Raw genomic sequence first — 15,524 nt, 5'->3', positions numbered from 1 at the left:
CAATGCAACAGCATTAATAGGAACAATACGTCAAGCTGAATTTGTTTCAGCTTCTCATGAGATCCTGAAACGAGTTCAGGATGACGAAATATTAAATTTGATAATATGAAACTCTGGGATAAAGGTATTTCAATAGACAAACAAATAGAAAAGTTCACTGTTGGCAATGACCGCGAACTGGATATGCATCTGGCCGAATATGATATTCAGGCTTCCAAAGCACATGCAAAAATGCTGGGTAAAGTCGGTATCCTGAGACAACAGGAAGTTGAATCATTGCTTGCAGAACTTGATGTATTGAAAGATCAGCTTGAAAAGGGAGAGTTTGAGATCGAACAGGATTTTGAAGATGTTCATTCTAAGATAGAATTCGAACTAACCAAAAAACTCGGTGATACCGGAAAAAAGATCCATACTGCCAGATCAAGAAATGACCAGGTTCTGGTGGCCCAGCAATTATATTTTAAAGAGAATCTGCGACAGATCTCAGGAAAAACAAAAAGCTTGATTGATGTTCTTCTAGGCCTGGCCGATGAGCATAAGGAAAAGGTCCTTCCTGGCTACACCCATCTTCAGGTAGCCATGCCGTCATCTTTCGGGTTGTGGTTTTCAGCTTATGCCGAATTGTTAATTGATGATCTTTATTTATTGGAAGCCGGATTAAAAATAGTGGATCAGAATCCTTTAGGCTCGGCAGCCGGTTACGGCTCATCATTTCCTATCGACCGGGAATTTACCACAAAAGAATTAGGCTTTTCGACTCAGAAATTCAACGTGGTCGCGGCACAGATGAGCAGAGGAAAATGCGAGAGAACGGTAACTTCTAATGTCGCCTCTCTGGCCAATACACTTTCCAGGTTTGCAATGGATATCTGTTTGTATATGAGTCAGAACTTTGATTTCATAAGCTTCCCCGATGAGCTTACCACAGGTTCCAGCATTATGCCGCATAAGAAGAATCCGGATGTTTTTGAACTGGTGAGGGGAAAATGCAATAAACTTCAGGCTATTGCTAATGAAATGATCCTCATCACCAACAATCTGCCCAGCGGTTACCACAGGGATTTTCAGCTCATTAAGGAGAATAGTATTTATGCCGTTGAAAATATGAAAGAGATACTCGATGTTTTTACGCACTCCATCGCCCAGATCAAGGTAAAGGATGTAGATCTTAAGGATGAAAAATATAAATATTTGTTTACGGTAGACAGTATTAACGAACTGGTGATAAACGGAAAATCATTCAGAGATGCTTATAAGATAATAGGGGAGCAGGTTCAGAATGGAACATATGAGGCTTCAGAAGGAATGAAACATACACATTCAGGAAGTAAGGACAATCTTTCCCTGAACATGATCAAAAATAAGTTGCAACAGCTTTAGTAATTGAATTTCAATCGATTGTGATTATGATCACGATTTTTCGGGAGAGGAAACTATAGTATGGAAAGATTCTTCACTTCGCTAACGCTTCGTTCTGAATGACATTGGTTGTCATTTCGATTCCAAAGTTTCGGGAGAGGAATCTGGCGAATCTAAAGATTCATCACTTCGCTTTGGCTTCGTTCTGAATGACAAAGTTCTTTTAGTAAAAAAGCCTCCTGAAAATTTCAACTTTCAGGAGGCAGCTTTTTAAAAACAATTATGAACTAATTCCTAAATAATGGTCATTTGTCCCAGGTTGAGGTTTTCATTGTTTACGATATGACCTTCAGTATCGCTGATCACACTTTCCAGAAAATCTCCAACTCTTTCAGTTGAATAATGATTGTCTTTATTGATATCTATAGTACAAACATTCAGTTTAATGCTCAATTCTACGGCCATTCTCACCGTTTCAGCTTCTTTCTTTAGTCCTAAATGATCCAGCATCATCGCTGCTGATAGCACGGAAGCTATAGGATTCGCAATTCCCTGGCCAGCAGCCTGCGGATAGGATCCATGAATAGGTTCAAACAGGGCATTTTCAGTTCCAATAGAAGCAGACTCTAATAATCCGATACTTCCCCCGATCACACTGGCTTCATCTGAAATAATATCCCCGAACATATTTTCGGTAAGGATCACATCAAACTGTTTTGGATTCAGGATCATTTGCATGGCGGCATTGTCAACGAATAAATACTCAACTTTTACGCCGGGATAGTCTTTAGCGATCTCGGTCACAGTTCTTCTCCACAAACGGGAGGTCTCCAAGACATTGGCTTTATCGATCAGTGTTAATTTTTTTCTTCTTTCCTCAGCGGCTTTAAAAGCCAGGTGTGCAATTCGCTCAATTTCTTCTACAGAATAGGTGCAAAGGTCTGATGCGCTTCTACCATCTTCGGCAGTGCTTTTTTCTCCGAAATATATTCCACCCGTAAGTTCTCTGAAGATGACCATATCTGCCCCTTCAATATTTTCAGGCTTTAAAGGAGATTTGTGGATTAGGCTTTCATAAGCTCTAACCGGCCTGATATTGGCAAAAAGGCCAAGTTCTTTTCTAAGTTTAAGCAATCCCTGTTCCGGTCTTACTTTGGCTGATGGATCATTATCATATTTTGGATCTCCTATCGCCCCGAATAGCACAGCGTCAGATTTTTTACATAGTTCCAGTGTGGTTTCAGGCAATGGATCCCCCAATAAATCTATTGCGGCTGCACCCACTAAAGCTTCTTCAAAATTGAACTCATGATCAAATCTATCGGCAACAGCTCTCAGCACTTTCACTGACTGCTGCGTTATTTCAGGACCAATCCCGTCTCCAGGAAGTACAGCTATATTAAATTTCATATGTTTTCAGTTTGTAGGGTTTGTTGCGGTTCTGCCTGATTTCCGCTTCTCTTCTTCTCAAATTTCTTTATTACCTCCAGTTTACTGGTTAAAAAGTCGATATCGTCATATCCGTTAATAAGACAGGTTTTTTTATAAGGATCGATATCAAAACTTTCAGAATCACCTGAACTTTGGATACTTATCTTCTGTTCTTCTAAATCGATGACCACCTTTTCCTCGGCATCTTTTTCTACGGCGGTGAATAATTTATGAAGAAAATCGGGGCTTACCTGTACGGGTAATAACCCATTATTCAACGCGTTTCCTTTAAAAATATCAGCAAAATAGCTGGATACCACTGCTTTGAATCCGTAAGCTTTAATCGCCCAGGCAGCGTGTTCACGGCTGGAACCACATCCAAAGTTATTTCCTGCCAGAAGTATGGAACCCGAATATTTATCCTGGTTCAGCACGAAATCTTCATTTGGCTCTCCTGCTTTATTAAAACGCCAGTCCCGGAATAGATTTTCTCCGAAACCTTCCTTATCTGTTGCTTTTAGAAAACGGGCCGGAATGATCTGGTCTGTATCTACATTCTCAGCATCTAAAGGTACTACCGTATCTGTTAATTTTATAAACTTTTCCATTTAGTTCAATGTTTGAGTGTAATCTGAAATTTTACCTGAAATAGCGGTGGCAGCTGCAGTTAGCGGACTGGCCAGGATCGTCCTGGAGCCGGGCCCCTGTCTGCCTTCAAAATTTCTATTACTAGTAGAGACACAATATTCCCCTTCAGGAATTTTATCATCATTCATAGCTAGGCAAGCCGAACATCCCGGCTGTCTCAAGGTGAAACCGGCTTCTTCAAAAACCTTATCCAAACCTTCAGTTCTGATCTGTTCTGCAACCTGACGGCTACCCGGTACGATCAAAGCGTTCACATTTTCAGCTTTCTTCTTTCCTTTTATATAAGAGGCAGCGACTCGAAAATCTTCGATCCTGGAGTTGGTACAACTACCAATGAAAATATAATTTATCGGTTTCTCCAATAAGGTTTCGCCCGGCTTAAAATTCATATAACCTAATGCCTTGGCATCACTTTTATTACCTTCTACCGGAATAGACCCGGTAAGCTTGATGCCCATTCCCGGATTCGTTCCGTAGGTGATCATAGGTTCTATATCTTCAGCTTCAAAGGAATATTCCTGGTCAAATTCAGCTCCTTCATCGGTTTTTAAAGTTTCCCAGTGGGCTTTCATTTTTTCAAACTCAGCTCCTTTTGGAGCGAATTCCCGTCCTTCCACATATTCAATGGTTGTCTGGTCTGGAGCGATCAATCCGCCGCGAGCACCCATTTCAATACTCATATTACAAACGGTCATTCGCCCTTCCATAGACATCTCTTCAAATACATTACCTGCGTACTCGCAGAAATAACCCGTACCCGAATTTGTTCCAAGCTTGCTGATGATGTAAAGGATAACATCTTTCGGAAGAACTCCGTTTTTCAGTTTTCCATTAACATTCACCCGAAGTTTCTTAGGCTTTTCCACCAGTAAACACTGGCTGGCAAACACCTGGGTCACCTGACTTGTTCCAATTCCGAAGGCAATTGTACCGAAGGCACCATGAGTAGAGGTGTGGCTATCTCCACAAACTATGGTCATTCCTGGTTGAGTAATACCAAGCTCGGGAGCCATCACGTGAACAATTCCGTTATAAGGATGCCCTAAACCGTAAAGAGTGATATTGTTCTCTTCGCAATTCTGGCTAAGTTCCTTCAACTGTTTTCTGGACAGAAGATCCTTCACCGGCAGGTGCTGATCTTTTGTCGGGGTATTATGATCTGCCGTAGCAACGATCTGGTCCGGACGAAAAACCGGAATATTTCTTTCCTTTAATTCATTGAAAGCCTGTGGGCTGGTCACTTCATGTATCAGATGTTTATCGATATATAAAATGTCCGGCCCATTAGGTATGCTTTCCACAACATGGGAGTCCCATATTTTGTCAAATAAAGTTTTCTTCATAATCTATCAAGCAATTGCCCTGGAGTTCTTTTTGAATATGGCCATAATAGTGTGAATGTCATGATCTGCCACTTCTTTCTTAGCATCTGCGAAATTCAGGAATTCATGATAAACATGATCTAATTCAAGTTTGGTAAGATCGTATCCCATCTTCTTCGCTTTATAGGCTAAAGCAGCTCTACCACTACGGGCAGTTAAAACAATAGCCGACTCGGTGACCCCGACATCGGCTGGATTTATGATTTCGTATGTTTCTCTGTTCTTGATGACGCCATCCTGGTGTATACCTGAGCTATGCGCAAAAGCATTCGCTCCTACGATCGCCTTGTTAGGCTGGACGTACATTCCCATTTCCCTGGATACCATTTTACTGGTATCGTATAACAATTGTGGATTGATATCTGTATTCAATTGTAAATATGGATGCTGCCTCAAGATCATGACGACCTCTTCCAAGGCGGTATTCCCGGCACGCTCTCCAATACCATTTATGGTACATTCGATCTGTCTTGCACCGTTGGAAATACCAGCTATTGCGTTTGCCGTAGCCAAACCAAGATCATTATGACAGTGGCAGGAAATGATCACATTTTCAATCCCTACTACATTTTCCTTCAAATACTTGATCTTTTTACCATATTCTTCCGGAAGACAATATCCCGTGGTATCAGGAATATTCAATACGGTTGCGCCATTTCTCACCGCTTCGAAACATACCTTTGCAAGGAATTCATTGTCGGTTCTTCCGGCATCTTCCGCATAAAACTCAACATCATCAACGAAAGTTTTGGCAAAGGCAACCGCCTCTCCGGCTCGTTCAATAATCTCGGGTCTGCTGGATTTGAATTTATACTTTATATGGGAATCAGATGTTCCAATTCCAGTATGTATTCTTGGTTTACGGGCATACTTCAGCGCTTCGGCAGCAACCTTGATATCATTCTTAACAGCACGGGTAAGTCCACATACAGTTGCATTCTTAACGAGTTTAGAGATCTCGGTTACCGATTGAAAATCACCAGGACTTGAAACAGGAAAACCGGCTTCTATAACATCCACGCCCAGTTCATCCAGTCGCGCAGCAATTTTTAATTTTTGTTCAGTATTCAGTTTGCAGCCTGGGACCTGTTCGCCGTCCCTCAATGTAGTGTCAAAAATTTCTACCTTTTCAGTACGCATATGAGATTTATTTTACTTTATCTTTATCTAAAGTATCGGAATAAGAATGCCTTGACCATGCAGGATCGAAATGCGTTACGATACTAGAGATGGATATTTAGCCTCGTAACCATTTGTTTTACAGTGTTTTGCAAAATAATGATTTACAATGACCAATGACTTAACCGAAAATCTGTTTTCTTTAATAAAATCCCTTTCGGCTTCAGAAAAGAGACAGTTTTCCTTATATGTTGGTAGGATAGGAGTGAATTCAGATTCTAAATTTCTGAATTTATACAAGGTTATGTCGCGTCAGAAAAAATACGATGAAGCTGAAATTCTTAAAAGTACCAGTATAAGCAAGCTGCAACTTTCCAATGTAAAAACGCATCTTTATAAGCAGCTATTAATATCTCTCAGGCTGAATCCGGCACATCAAAGCATTCCGGTGCAGATAAGAGAACAACTGGACTTTGCTTATATTCTTTATCATAAAGGTCTTTACCAGCAAAGCCTGAAATTACTAGATAAGGTGAAAAGTCTGGCCTTGAATTACGAGGAAAAAAATGTCGCTTACGAAATTCTGGAGCTGGAAAAGATCATAGAATCCCAGTATATCACCCGGAGTATGAATAACCGGGCAGAAAGCCTGATCAGGCAAACTGAAGACCTGAACCGGCTTAATCTCATTTCCAGTAAACTTTCAAATTTATCCCTGGAACTGTACTCGATATTTCTGAAGATGGGCTATTGCAGAACAGAGGAGGAGGCTCAGGATATCAAGGATTATTTCAGGAAAAAATTACCAAAATATAATTTTAAGGATCTTGGTTTTAAGGAAAGATTGTGGCTGTGTAAAGCGCATCTCTGGTATAGTTTTCTTATTCAGGATTTCCTGGGGTGCTACCGGTATTCTATGAAGTGGAAGGATCTTTTTGTAGAGTATGAACATCTTATTCCTATTCACCCGGTTTCTTACTTGAAGGGGAACCATTATTTGCTGGAATCCCTGTTCTATTTAAATCATACCGATCTTTTTGAGGCAACCTTAAAAGAGCTTGAAGATTCCCTGCGCGATCCAAAGATCCCCCATAACGACAATATTTCGGCATTATCGTTTCTGTATGTTTATTCCAATAAGCTTAACCTTCGTTTTATGAAGGGTGAGTTTGGAAATTCAGACGAGCTGGTAGAAAAGATCAACCAGAAGATCACAAAATTTAAGGGACGAATCGACGAACACCATATCATGGTTTTCTATTATAAGATCGCCTGTTTGTATTTTGGAGATGGGGATAACCGAAAGTGTATTGAGTATCTTAAAAAGATCATCAATAATAAATCGCTGGAGATGCGAGAGGACCTCATGTGTTTCGCAAGAATTCTGAATCTTGTAGCGCATTATGAGGCTGGACTAGATTACCACCTGGATAGCCTGGTAAAATCTACCTATAAATTCCTTATTAAAATGAACGATATGCATGAGGTGCAGAAAGAAATGATCAAATTTCTAAGGCATCTTCCCAATGTATCTCCATTGGATATTAAGGACGAGTTCAGGAAGCTTCATGCAACCTTAAAAAAATTCGAAGACCATCCATATGAACGCAGGGCCTTCCTTTACCTTGATATCATCTCCTGGCTTGAAAGCAATATTGAGAACAGGCCGGTGAAAGAGATCATTACGGAAAAATTCAAGGAACTTTCAAGATAAATAAAGGGATTTGCAAGAAAAACAACGCTACCTAACCAATATTCTTCAATTAAATTTTGCGGTATTTTTAATTAGTACCTCCGGGGCCCTAGGCAGATATATCACTCTGGATCCTGTGGTAACCATATTCTACAGGTGCCTGCTGGCCGTGATCGTGTTCTATTTATATTGTCGCTGGAAAAGAATATCCTTAAAGGTGGAAAATAAAAGGGACCTTCTTAAAATGATCCTGGGCGGGATCTTGATGGGAGGGCACTGGGTAACCTATTTTTACTCTCTGAAATTTTCCAGTGTGGCCATTGCTTTATTATCACTGTTCACTTACCCGGTGATAACAGCCTTCCTGGAACCTATTCTTTTCAGTGTAAAATTCAATAAGATACATATCGGCCTAGGTCTACTGGTCCTCGCTGGAATCTATTTTCTGAGTCCAGAATTCGACCTGGAAAATGATTACTTCCTGGCGGTGATATTCGGAATTACCTCCGCATTTTTCTATTCCTTTCGTAACCTTTTAATGAAACGTGAGGTAGAGCGTTATAATGGCACGGCACTTATGTTCTACCAGATCCTGGTGGTGGCCATCTTTTTAATACCTTCGATCTTCTATAGTGAGTTCAAACTAGTTCTGGCCCAATGGAAACCCCTCCTGCTGCTGGCAGTTCTAACCACCTGTATCGGGCACACCTTATTCCTGAAAAGTTTCCGGAACTTCAGTATTTCTACGGCGAGTATTATGAGCAGTATTCAGCCTGTTTACGGAATCATGATCGGGGCTATTTTCTTGGGTGAGATCCCCGCAATGAAAACAGTGATAGGAGGCACCCTGATCATCAGCGCGGTGATCATCGAAAGCCTGCTGGCAGTACGAAAGAAAAAAGCCTAGCCTTTCCTGAAAACAACTGGTATAGTAAGGAATGTGTTCACTTGCTTTCCAAATAATTCGGTAGGCTCCCATGCCGGCATGGCATCTAAAACTCTAAGGGTTTCAAGGGTATAAAACCTATCTTCCGGGCTTTCAAGAATCTTATATTGAGCTACTTTTCCTTCTGTATCCAGGGTGAATTTCACAAGAACTTTATGGGTCTCACCGGTTTTGATGTACTCGGGCAGCCTGATGTTATTGCGCAAATAAGCTATAAGCGCATCTTTTCCTCCCGGGAAATTAGCTCTTTTAAAATGTGGAAAGTGTTCCAGTTCATTACCTTCTTCATCCCAAACATGACCATTGGTAAGTTTACCATTCTTGAACCTGTCTTTCCTGCGAATTTTTCCATTTTCGTGGTAAGCCACTAAATTCCCATCCAATTTACCATCCTTGTAATTTTCGGTATAAAACGGTTTACCGGAATCGTACCAGTGTTTGTGAATGCCTTGATAGACCCGACGCTCCTTTTTTGCATCCCAGTTGAAGGTCTTTTCTGTGACCATGATTCCCTCATGGTTATACTTCTGCGAAATAGAATCGTATTTTGAACCTTCGAAGGCATCCAGGATCTTGTAAGTTTCCACTTCCGGACTTTTAAAATCTACGATTTCAGAATTTACTGAATAGGCAATAGTATCCTGGGCATTGATCGCGGCTGAAACAAGACCGAAACCAAAAAGAAAAAATCTTTTCATTTTAAGAATTGAGAAATTAATAAGATCCAGGGTAGGGGCACTGGCAGCGCTGCAATAATACCACTTTTTGAAGAAAAATGTAAACCTGAGCATTTTGAAAAATGCGCGCTGTATTAAAAAGTTAGCTTTACCTAAAACGGTTTAGGAGCTTGCTGATTTAAAGTTAGAAGATTAGAGATAAAGCAAAGACCAATGGCTTAAACTGAAATAAAAAAATCCCTTTTTCTTAAAAGAATTCACTGAAGGTATCCCCCTGCCGGATATCCCCGGTCTTATAACCTTTCATAAACCATTTCATGCGCTGCTCAGAAGTTCCATGAGTAAAGGAATCCGGATTCACCCTTCCTGTGGTTTGTCGTTGGATGGCATCATCGCCAACAGCATTGGCTGCGCTTAAGGCTTCCTCGATATCGCCTTCCTCGAGATATTGTGAGTTATAATGGGTCCAAACCCCGGCATAAAAATCTGCCTGAAGTTCCAGGGCTACCGAAAGTTCGTTGGCCTGACTTTGTGTACCTCGTTGTTGTAGTTGTCTTACTTTTCCTGCTGTTCCCAACAGGTTCTGGACATGGTGGCCAACTTCATGGGCCATTACATAAGCTATGGCAAAGTCACCACCCTTGGCACCAAACCTGCGTCTAAGCTCCTCGAAAAAGGTGAGGTCCATATAGATCTTCTGGTCTCCGGGACAGTAAAATGGACCGCTGGCAGAAGAGGCTCCCCCACAGGCCGTTTGAACAGCATCAGAAAATAGAACCATTCCCGGTTCCCTGTATTGCATTCCGTTTTCAGAAAAAATATTATTCCAAACATCCTCGGTATCGGCCAGAACGGTGGCAGAAAAGTCTCCGAGTTCTTTTTCGGCTTCGGTTAGTTCCCGGGTTTCGGTAGTAGAGGTGGCAGGCTGTTCAAGTTGTTCCAATACAGAAACGTCGCCGTCACTAAGCACAAACTGGGCGATCACAAAGATCAATCCCAGGATTCCTCCACCTGCAATTAATTTACCCTTTCCCGAAGAACCCCTGCGGTCTTCCACGTTATCACTTTGTCTTCTGCCTCGCCATTTCATAACCAGATATTTTCTATTAAAAATACTAATTAATAGAATAGAAATTTGTGCCGTTGAAGAGGATTTTTTTAAAGGCAGGCGTCCCAGACAGGATCGGCCGGGGGAGGAGCTACGATATGTAAAGGTTCTTTTTTAACCGGATGGGTAAACCTTAATTCCCGGGAATGTAGATGAATACTCGCATCCTTATTACTTCGGTCAAAACCATATTTAAGATCGCCTTTGATGGGACAGCCAATAGCAGATAACTGACTTCTAATCTGGTGGTGTCTACCGGTATGAAGATCGACTTCCAGCAAATAGTAGTTGTCCAGTTTTTTAAGTAAGCGGAAATCCAAGATCGCTTTTTTACTTTCGGGAACTTCGTTATTATGAGCGTAAGATTTATTCTGTTTAGAATTCCTCTTCATATAATGAACCAGCTCACCTTCTTCACTCGGAGGCAGATTTTTTACTACAGCCCAATAGGTCTTTTTCGCTTTTTTATCCTGAAATAATTTATTCAGTCTTGGCAAGGCCTTGGAAGTTTTTGAGAAAACTACGATTCCACTGGTAGGTCTATCTAACCGATGAACTACGCCCAGATAAACATTTCCTGGCTTATTATATTTTTCCTTCAGGTAGGATTTTACCACTTCGCTTAAAGGTTTATCGCCAGTCTTGTCACCCTGGACAATATCACCTGGCCTTTTGTTCACGATGATAATATGGTTGTCCTCATGTAAAACCTGAAGATTATCCTTATTGGAAAGTGTTTTTTCTGAACCCAAATGTGATAAGTTTTTAGAAGATTTTTTCTGAAATCTTTCATCTAAAATGAAAATTTTCCAGCTTTCTAACTTCTAACTTCTAACTTCTAACTTCTAACTTCTAACTTCTCTTAGTATTGTTCTTCATCTGATGGAAAAGCCTTGCTTTTCACATCATCTCTATAATTCTGGAAAGCTTTGGTCATCTCTCCGTGTAGATCAGCATAACGTCTTAAGAACCTCGGGTTGAATTCGTGAGTCATTCCTAACATATCATGAACCACAAGAACCTGACCGTCTACACCATTTCCAGCACCTATTCCGATTACAGGAATAGTTACACTTTCAGCTACTTCTTTGGCCAGTTTTGCGGGCACTTTTTCCAAAACCAAAGCAAAACACCCCTGCTTTTCAAGCATTTTTGCATCAGCCTTCAGTTTTTCTGCTTCCTGTTCTTCCTTGGCTCTTACCGTGTAGGTTCCGAATTTGTAAATGGATTGAGGGGTAAGCCCTAAGTGTCCCATTACCGGGATACCGGCATGCAGGATACGTTTGATGCTTTCTTTTACCTCTTTTCCGCCTTCGAGCTTAACAGCATGGCCGCCGCTTTCTTTCATGATCCTGATGGCAGATCTAAGTGCCTCTTTAGGATCACTCTGGTAGCTTCCGAAGGGAAGGTCTACCACCACAAGAGCGCGGTTTATGGCACGAACTACACTTGTTGCATGATAGATCATCTGGTCAAGGGTGATAGGAAGGGTAGTTTCATGTCCCGCCATCACGTTACTGGCAGAGTCCCCCACAAGGATCACATCAATTCCGGCACCATCAACGATCTGGGCCATGGTGAAATCGTAAGCGGTAAGCATACTGATTTTTTCACCATTAGATTTCATATCTACAAGGGACTTCGTAGTGACGCGCTTGTATTCCTTTTTTGCAACAGACATAGCTCAATTTTAAATTTGAGTAAAAGTAGTAAATTCGTTGACCACATTCAAAACTACTTTCAGCATGCAAAAAATTGTCATAGCCCTTCTTTTACTAGTAAATACTACTGTTTCAGCACAAAATGAATCCAGGGAGCAAAGTCCTAAACAACTGGTTCAGGATTTTTTTGAGGCTTTCCATAAACAGGACACGCTGGCCCTTAGGAATTTGGCACAGAAGGGAGCAAAACTGGAATCTGTATCTATGGATGCTGAAGGAAATACGAAACTCAGTTCAGAAGAATATTCCAAATTTTTAAAAAGTATTGCTTCCATACCCGCCGAAGTCAGCTTCGAGGAAAAGCTTCATGAATTCAGGGTAGAGGAGAATGGCCTGCTGGCAACCGTGACTACTCCCTATTCATTCTATTATAACGGTGATTTCACTCATTGCGGGGTAAACAGTTTTCAGCTGGTTAAATTCAACGGAACCTGGAAAATAGTGTATCTTATAGATACCAGGACTACACAGGCTTGTGATTAAATATCCTTAACGCATCTAAAGCCGGTATGCTCCAGACCCGTATCTGGAGCTGAACTCATGCGTGCGGCATTCCTGTAACCGCTGCAGTAAGTTTCGCTGCATAAGAAGGAACCTCCACGAATAACTTTCTGCTGTTCCATATTTATGAAATCCTGGAAATAACCCTCTACTTTTTCCCTGGTCCTGGAATAGGCATCGGGATGATAGGTGTCCAGGCACCATTCCCAGACATTACCGGAAGTTTCATATAATCCGTAGGCATTGGCCGGGAAGCTTTGTACAGGAGCGGTTTTACCAAAATTATCCTCGGCCAAATTCCTTCTGGGAAAATTCCCTTGATAGAAATTCACCATTTCTGTAGCCCTTTCAAAATCATTACCCCAATGATAAATGAGAGTGTCGTTCCCTGCGCGGTTAAAGTATTCGTATTCAGCTTCAGTAGGAAGTCTTTTTCCCGCCCATTTTGCATAGGCCATGGCATCATACCAGGAAACCTGTACCACGGGATGATCCTTTTTGCCAATAATATCGCTATCTGGTCCTGTCGGATGTTGCCAGTTTGCACCTTTTACGAATTTCCACCACCATTCAGGATTATACGGATCGAAAACAAGGGCTCCGGGCTGATATTTTTCACCCTTAATCTCGAATGAGCGCTCGGCCGTAGTCACGTAACCTGTTTCATTTACAAATTCCCGAAACTGGGCATTAGTAACTTCGGTATTATCTACCCATATATCCTTAATGCTTTCTTTGTGTTTCGGGAATTCATCTTTTTTGGCGGTCTCATTATCTCCACCCATCTCATAAGTGCCACCGTGAATACGGGTCATCCCATGGGTAGAAGAAGAGTCTTCCCGGGTATCTATATAGGATATTTCTCTTAGATATTGCTCATGGTAATCGCTAAAAACAGGCTTTTGAACTTCCTTCACGACCAGAATAGGTTCACTTTTTCTATCCTCCTTGCAGGAAAATAATAAAATGGACAGACTGAAAAGTGTAAAAACTGCTTTTAGATTTGGGCGCATTTTGATCGAAATAATGCTTCAAATATAATTATAAAAAAACCGGAAAATCAAAAATTTGATCTTCCGGTCTCTCAAGGTTAGTATTAGTGGAGCTATGGTTTCAGCACCACTCTAAACCTTGCTTTATTGTTCATCATTTTTTCAAATGCCTCGTTAGCTTTGTCCAGAGGAAATTCTTCTATCATGGGCTTAGTGCCGGTCATGGCACTAAAGTTCAGTGTGTCTTCAGAATCCATGGCAGTTCCGCTGGGCCATCCCGCAGCCGATTTTCTACCCATTAACAACTGCATAGGAGAAACCTCGATCGGCTCACCGGTCGCAGCCACCATGAGTAATTTTCCATCGATCCCTAAACCATCTACTACGGCAGAAATGGCGTCGCTATGAGGAGCTGTGGCCAGAATAAGTTTAGCTCCGCCCAGTTTCTGAAGTTCTTCAGCCCCATCCTTATTTCCGGTATTGATAAAGTGATGCGCTCCTAGTTTACCTGCCAGGTCTTTTTTATCATCACTATGAGAAATAGCCACCGTGCGCATTCCCATTTTATTTGCATACTGGATCGCAAGGTGACCAAGCCCGCCTATTCCCTGGACGGCGACCACATCACCGGCTCTAATTCCGGAATTTCTAAGGGCGTTATAAACGGTAATCCCGGCACATAATAAAGGCGCGGCGTCTGCAGATGATAATTCATCGGGAATGGCTGCAATAGCTTCTTTGGGAGCGGTCATATATTCAGCATAACCACCATCATATGAGAGCCCGCTTACTTTTGCATTCTGGCAGTTAATGAAATCGCCACGGCGACAAGGCTCACATTCAAAACAATGTCCTCCATGCCAGCCCACGCCAACTCTTTGGCCTTTTTCCCAGTTGGAAACATTTTTACCTACTTCGTCCACGATACCTACAACTTCATGACCCGGGATACGGGGATATTCAAGGCCTGGAAAGCCACCTTCTTTTACAAAATTGTCACTGTGACAAATTCCGCAGGCTTCCACTTTGATAAGAACCTCATTTTCTGAAGGACTGGGTTTATCTACATCTTTTATAATAAAATCACCTCCGGCTTCCTCGATAACTGCTGCTTTCATATTAATCTATATTTGGTTAATTAAGCGAAATGAGTATGCCTCTCAAAAGAGACCAGTATCATTTCGGGTATCAATTTTTTGAGCACAGAAGTTACAAAACCTCTTACTTAAAGCGTTTTAAGGCTTTGTTAATTAATAGATAAGGTATAGGGCAGCAGGAAAATTAGCACAATAGAATTATTCATACTGTGTAAAAATATTGGCCAGATGAGGCTTTTGTTTTCCAGTTTAATCTTTCCGAAAAAGAAGCCGGCAATGATCCTTGGTACGATCATCATGATTAGAACCAGGTCTATGGTGAAGCTATCCACATAATTATAGATATGTACGAATCCAAACAGGATGGCTCCCAGTATCCAGATGACCAGATAATATCTATGAAACCAGTAACAGATCTTTCTAAAGCTTTCGTCCGAGATTAGTTCACCCAGGGAGTAATAACATAGGCCTGCACTTCCCAGGATCAAAGGGTATTTTAGCGCCCAGTAAGCATCTTCGGGAATAAGGATAGAGCCAAGAAGATAAATAAGGGCACAGATAAAAATTTTCAGGCTGTTAGCGGTAGGTTTAAGAATGCTTCTGAAAATACTTTCCTCGATTATTGGTGCGGCTACGGCGGCCAGGAATATAAATTTGAATGGATTCTCTTCCAGTATCTCCATAAGCTCGATCTGTTCATATTTCGTGAAATCAAGATCGAAAATAAAAATGTCTAGAATGCGAAGCAGGAAGAAAAAAATAAAATAGCACAGGATCATTAGTGCAAAATTCCTGAACAGGTTTTTTACCTTGATCCCAATGCTGTTATTTATCAGTAAATTCAAAT

General features: G+C 41.3%; 15 protein-coding genes. 4 read left to right on the top strand and 11 right to left on the bottom strand.

Annotated elements, in window-relative coordinates; genetic code table 11:
* Positions 1-105 precede the first annotated feature (105 nt).
* Positions 106-1,383, top strand: coding sequence for an argininosuccinate lyase (gene argH, locus FLP08_RS01015; RefSeq protein WP_156273142.1), 1,278 nt, complete (start codon positions 106-108; stop codon positions 1,381-1,383).
* A 273-nt stretch (positions 1,384-1,656) separates the two neighbouring features.
* On the opposite strand, the gene leuB is transcribed toward argH, so the two are convergent.
* From leuB to FLP08_RS00995, 4 genes are read right to left on the bottom strand one after another with little or no spacing between them, the layout of a single operon-like run.
* Complete coding sequence (gene leuB, locus FLP08_RS01010; protein WP_156273140.1) at positions 1,657-2,772, bottom strand: 3-isopropylmalate dehydrogenase; 1,116 nt, start codon at positions 2,770-2,772, stop codon at positions 1,657-1,659.
* Entirely contained in the window at positions 2,769-3,401 is a 633-nt protein-coding gene (gene leuD / locus FLP08_RS01005; protein ID WP_156273138.1) for a 3-isopropylmalate dehydratase small subunit, read from the bottom strand. The genes leuB and leuD overlap by 4 nt, the downstream gene beginning before the upstream one ends.
* The gene (gene leuC / locus FLP08_RS01000) at positions 3,402-4,784 is read right to left on the bottom strand and encodes a 3-isopropylmalate dehydratase large subunit (protein WP_156273136.1); all 1,383 of its coding nucleotides are present in this window, start codon (positions 4,782-4,784) and stop codon (positions 3,402-3,404) included.
* Positions 4,785-4,790: 6 nt separating this feature from the next.
* Positions 4,791-5,963, bottom strand: coding sequence for a 2-isopropylmalate synthase (locus tag FLP08_RS00995; protein WP_156273134.1), 1,173 nt, complete (start codon positions 5,961-5,963; stop codon positions 4,791-4,793).
* 148 nt (positions 5,964-6,111) lie between these two features.
* Here FLP08_RS00995 and FLP08_RS00990 point away from each other — a divergent pair, with 148 nt between their 5' ends.
* Both FLP08_RS00990 and FLP08_RS00985 read left to right on the top strand, forming a co-directional pair.
* Entirely contained in the window at positions 6,112-7,656 is a 1,545-nt protein-coding gene (locus FLP08_RS00990) for a hypothetical protein (RefSeq protein ID WP_156273132.1), read from the top strand.
* 10 nt (positions 7,657-7,666) lie between these two features.
* The gene (locus tag FLP08_RS00985; RefSeq protein ID WP_156273130.1) at positions 7,667-8,542 is read left to right on the top strand and encodes a DMT family transporter; all 876 of its coding nucleotides are present in this window, start codon (positions 7,667-7,669) and stop codon (positions 8,540-8,542) included.
* Here the strand turns inward: FLP08_RS00985 and FLP08_RS00980 are convergent.
* The 4 genes from FLP08_RS00980 to panB all read right to left on the bottom strand — a co-directional run bounded on the left by FLP08_RS00980 (position 8,539) and on the right by panB (position 12,047).
* On the bottom strand, positions 8,539-9,279 hold the full coding sequence (locus tag FLP08_RS00980) for an energy transducer TonB (protein WP_162430865.1): 741 nt from the start codon (positions 9,277-9,279) through the stop codon (positions 8,539-8,541). The two genes, FLP08_RS00985 and FLP08_RS00980, sit on opposite strands and share 4 nt — an antisense overlap.
* Before the next feature lie 226 nt (positions 9,280-9,505).
* A complete protein-coding gene (gene ypfJ / locus FLP08_RS00975; RefSeq protein WP_156273126.1) occupies positions 9,506-10,348 on the bottom strand; it encodes a KPN_02809 family neutral zinc metallopeptidase in 843 nt (280 codons plus the stop codon).
* A 68-nt stretch (positions 10,349-10,416) separates the two neighbouring features.
* Positions 10,417-11,118: an RluA family pseudouridine synthase gene (locus FLP08_RS00970; RefSeq protein ID WP_156273124.1), complete on the bottom strand. Its 702-nt coding sequence runs from the start codon at positions 11,116-11,118 to the stop codon at positions 10,417-10,419.
* A 110-nt stretch (positions 11,119-11,228) separates the two neighbouring features.
* Positions 11,229-12,047, bottom strand: a complete 819-nt coding sequence (gene panB / locus FLP08_RS00965) for a 3-methyl-2-oxobutanoate hydroxymethyltransferase (RefSeq protein ID WP_156273122.1) — start codon at positions 12,045-12,047, stop codon at positions 11,229-11,231.
* 64 nt (positions 12,048-12,111) lie between these two features.
* Between panB and FLP08_RS00960 the strand changes: the two genes are divergently transcribed.
* Positions 12,112-12,570 carry a nuclear transport factor 2 family protein gene (locus FLP08_RS00960; RefSeq protein ID WP_156273120.1) on the top strand — a complete coding sequence of 153 codons (459 nt, stop codon included), beginning with the start codon at positions 12,112-12,114 and terminating at the stop codon, positions 12,568-12,570.
* Here the strand turns inward: FLP08_RS00960 and FLP08_RS00955 are convergent.
* From FLP08_RS00955 to FLP08_RS00945, 3 genes are all read right to left on the bottom strand, one after another.
* Positions 12,567-13,601, bottom strand: a complete 1,035-nt coding sequence (locus FLP08_RS00955; protein WP_156273118.1) for a formylglycine-generating enzyme family protein — start codon at positions 13,599-13,601, stop codon at positions 12,567-12,569. The genes FLP08_RS00960 and FLP08_RS00955 overlap by 4 nt on opposite strands.
* A gap of 92 nt (positions 13,602-13,693) precedes the next feature.
* A complete protein-coding gene (locus tag FLP08_RS00950) occupies positions 13,694-14,698 on the bottom strand; it encodes an alcohol dehydrogenase (protein WP_156273116.1) in 1,005 nt (334 codons plus the stop codon).
* 128 nt (positions 14,699-14,826) lie between these two features.
* Positions 14,827-15,522, bottom strand: a complete 696-nt coding sequence (locus FLP08_RS00945; protein ID WP_156273113.1) for a CPBP family glutamic-type intramembrane protease — start codon at positions 15,520-15,522, stop codon at positions 14,827-14,829.
* Between the last annotated feature and the right edge of the window lie 2 nt (positions 15,523-15,524).

The organism is Christiangramia aestuarii, from assembly GCF_009735585.1.
GTDB lineage: Bacteria > Bacteroidota > Bacteroidia > Flavobacteriales > Flavobacteriaceae > Christiangramia > Christiangramia aestuarii.
The sequence above is the reverse complement of the archived record's forward strand: the minus strand, read 5'-3'. Positions and strand labels throughout refer to the sequence as shown.

Bases quoted from the DNA above. Each gene is read 5' to 3' on its own strand.
- argH (WP_156273142.1), top strand. From the start codon at position 106: ATGAAACTCTGGGATAAAGGTATTTCAATAGACAAACAAATAGAAAAG.
- leuB (WP_156273140.1), bottom strand. From the start codon at position 2,772: ATGAAATTTAATATAGCTGTACTTCCTGGAGACGGGATTGGTCCTGAA.
- leuD (WP_156273138.1), bottom strand. From the start codon at position 3,401: ATGGAAAAGTTTATAAAATTAACAGATACGGTAGTACCTTTAGATGCT.
- leuC (WP_156273136.1), bottom strand. From the start codon at position 4,784: ATGAAGAAAACTTTATTTGACAAAATATGGGACTCCCATGTTGTGGAA.
- FLP08_RS00995 (WP_156273134.1), bottom strand. From the start codon at position 5,963: ATGCGTACTGAAAAGGTAGAAATTTTTGACACTACATTGAGGGACGGC.
- FLP08_RS00990 (WP_156273132.1), top strand. From the start codon at position 6,112: ATGACCAATGACTTAACCGAAAATCTGTTTTCTTTAATAAAATCCCTT.
- FLP08_RS00980 (WP_162430865.1), bottom strand. From the start codon at position 9,279: ATGAAAAGATTTTTTCTTTTTGGTTTCGGTCTTGTTTCAGCCGCGATC.
- ypfJ (WP_156273126.1), bottom strand. From the start codon at position 10,348: ATGAAATGGCGAGGCAGAAGACAAAGTGATAACGTGGAAGACCGCAGG.
- panB (WP_156273122.1), bottom strand. From the start codon at position 12,047: ATGTCTGTTGCAAAAAAGGAATACAAGCGCGTCACTACGAAGTCCCTT.
- FLP08_RS00960 (WP_156273120.1), top strand. From the start codon at position 12,112: ATGCAAAAAATTGTCATAGCCCTTCTTTTACTAGTAAATACTACTGTT.
- FLP08_RS00955 (WP_156273118.1), bottom strand. From the start codon at position 13,601: ATGCGCCCAAATCTAAAAGCAGTTTTTACACTTTTCAGTCTGTCCATT.
- FLP08_RS00950 (WP_156273116.1), bottom strand. From the start codon at position 14,698: ATGAAAGCAGCAGTTATCGAGGAAGCCGGAGGTGATTTTATTATAAAA.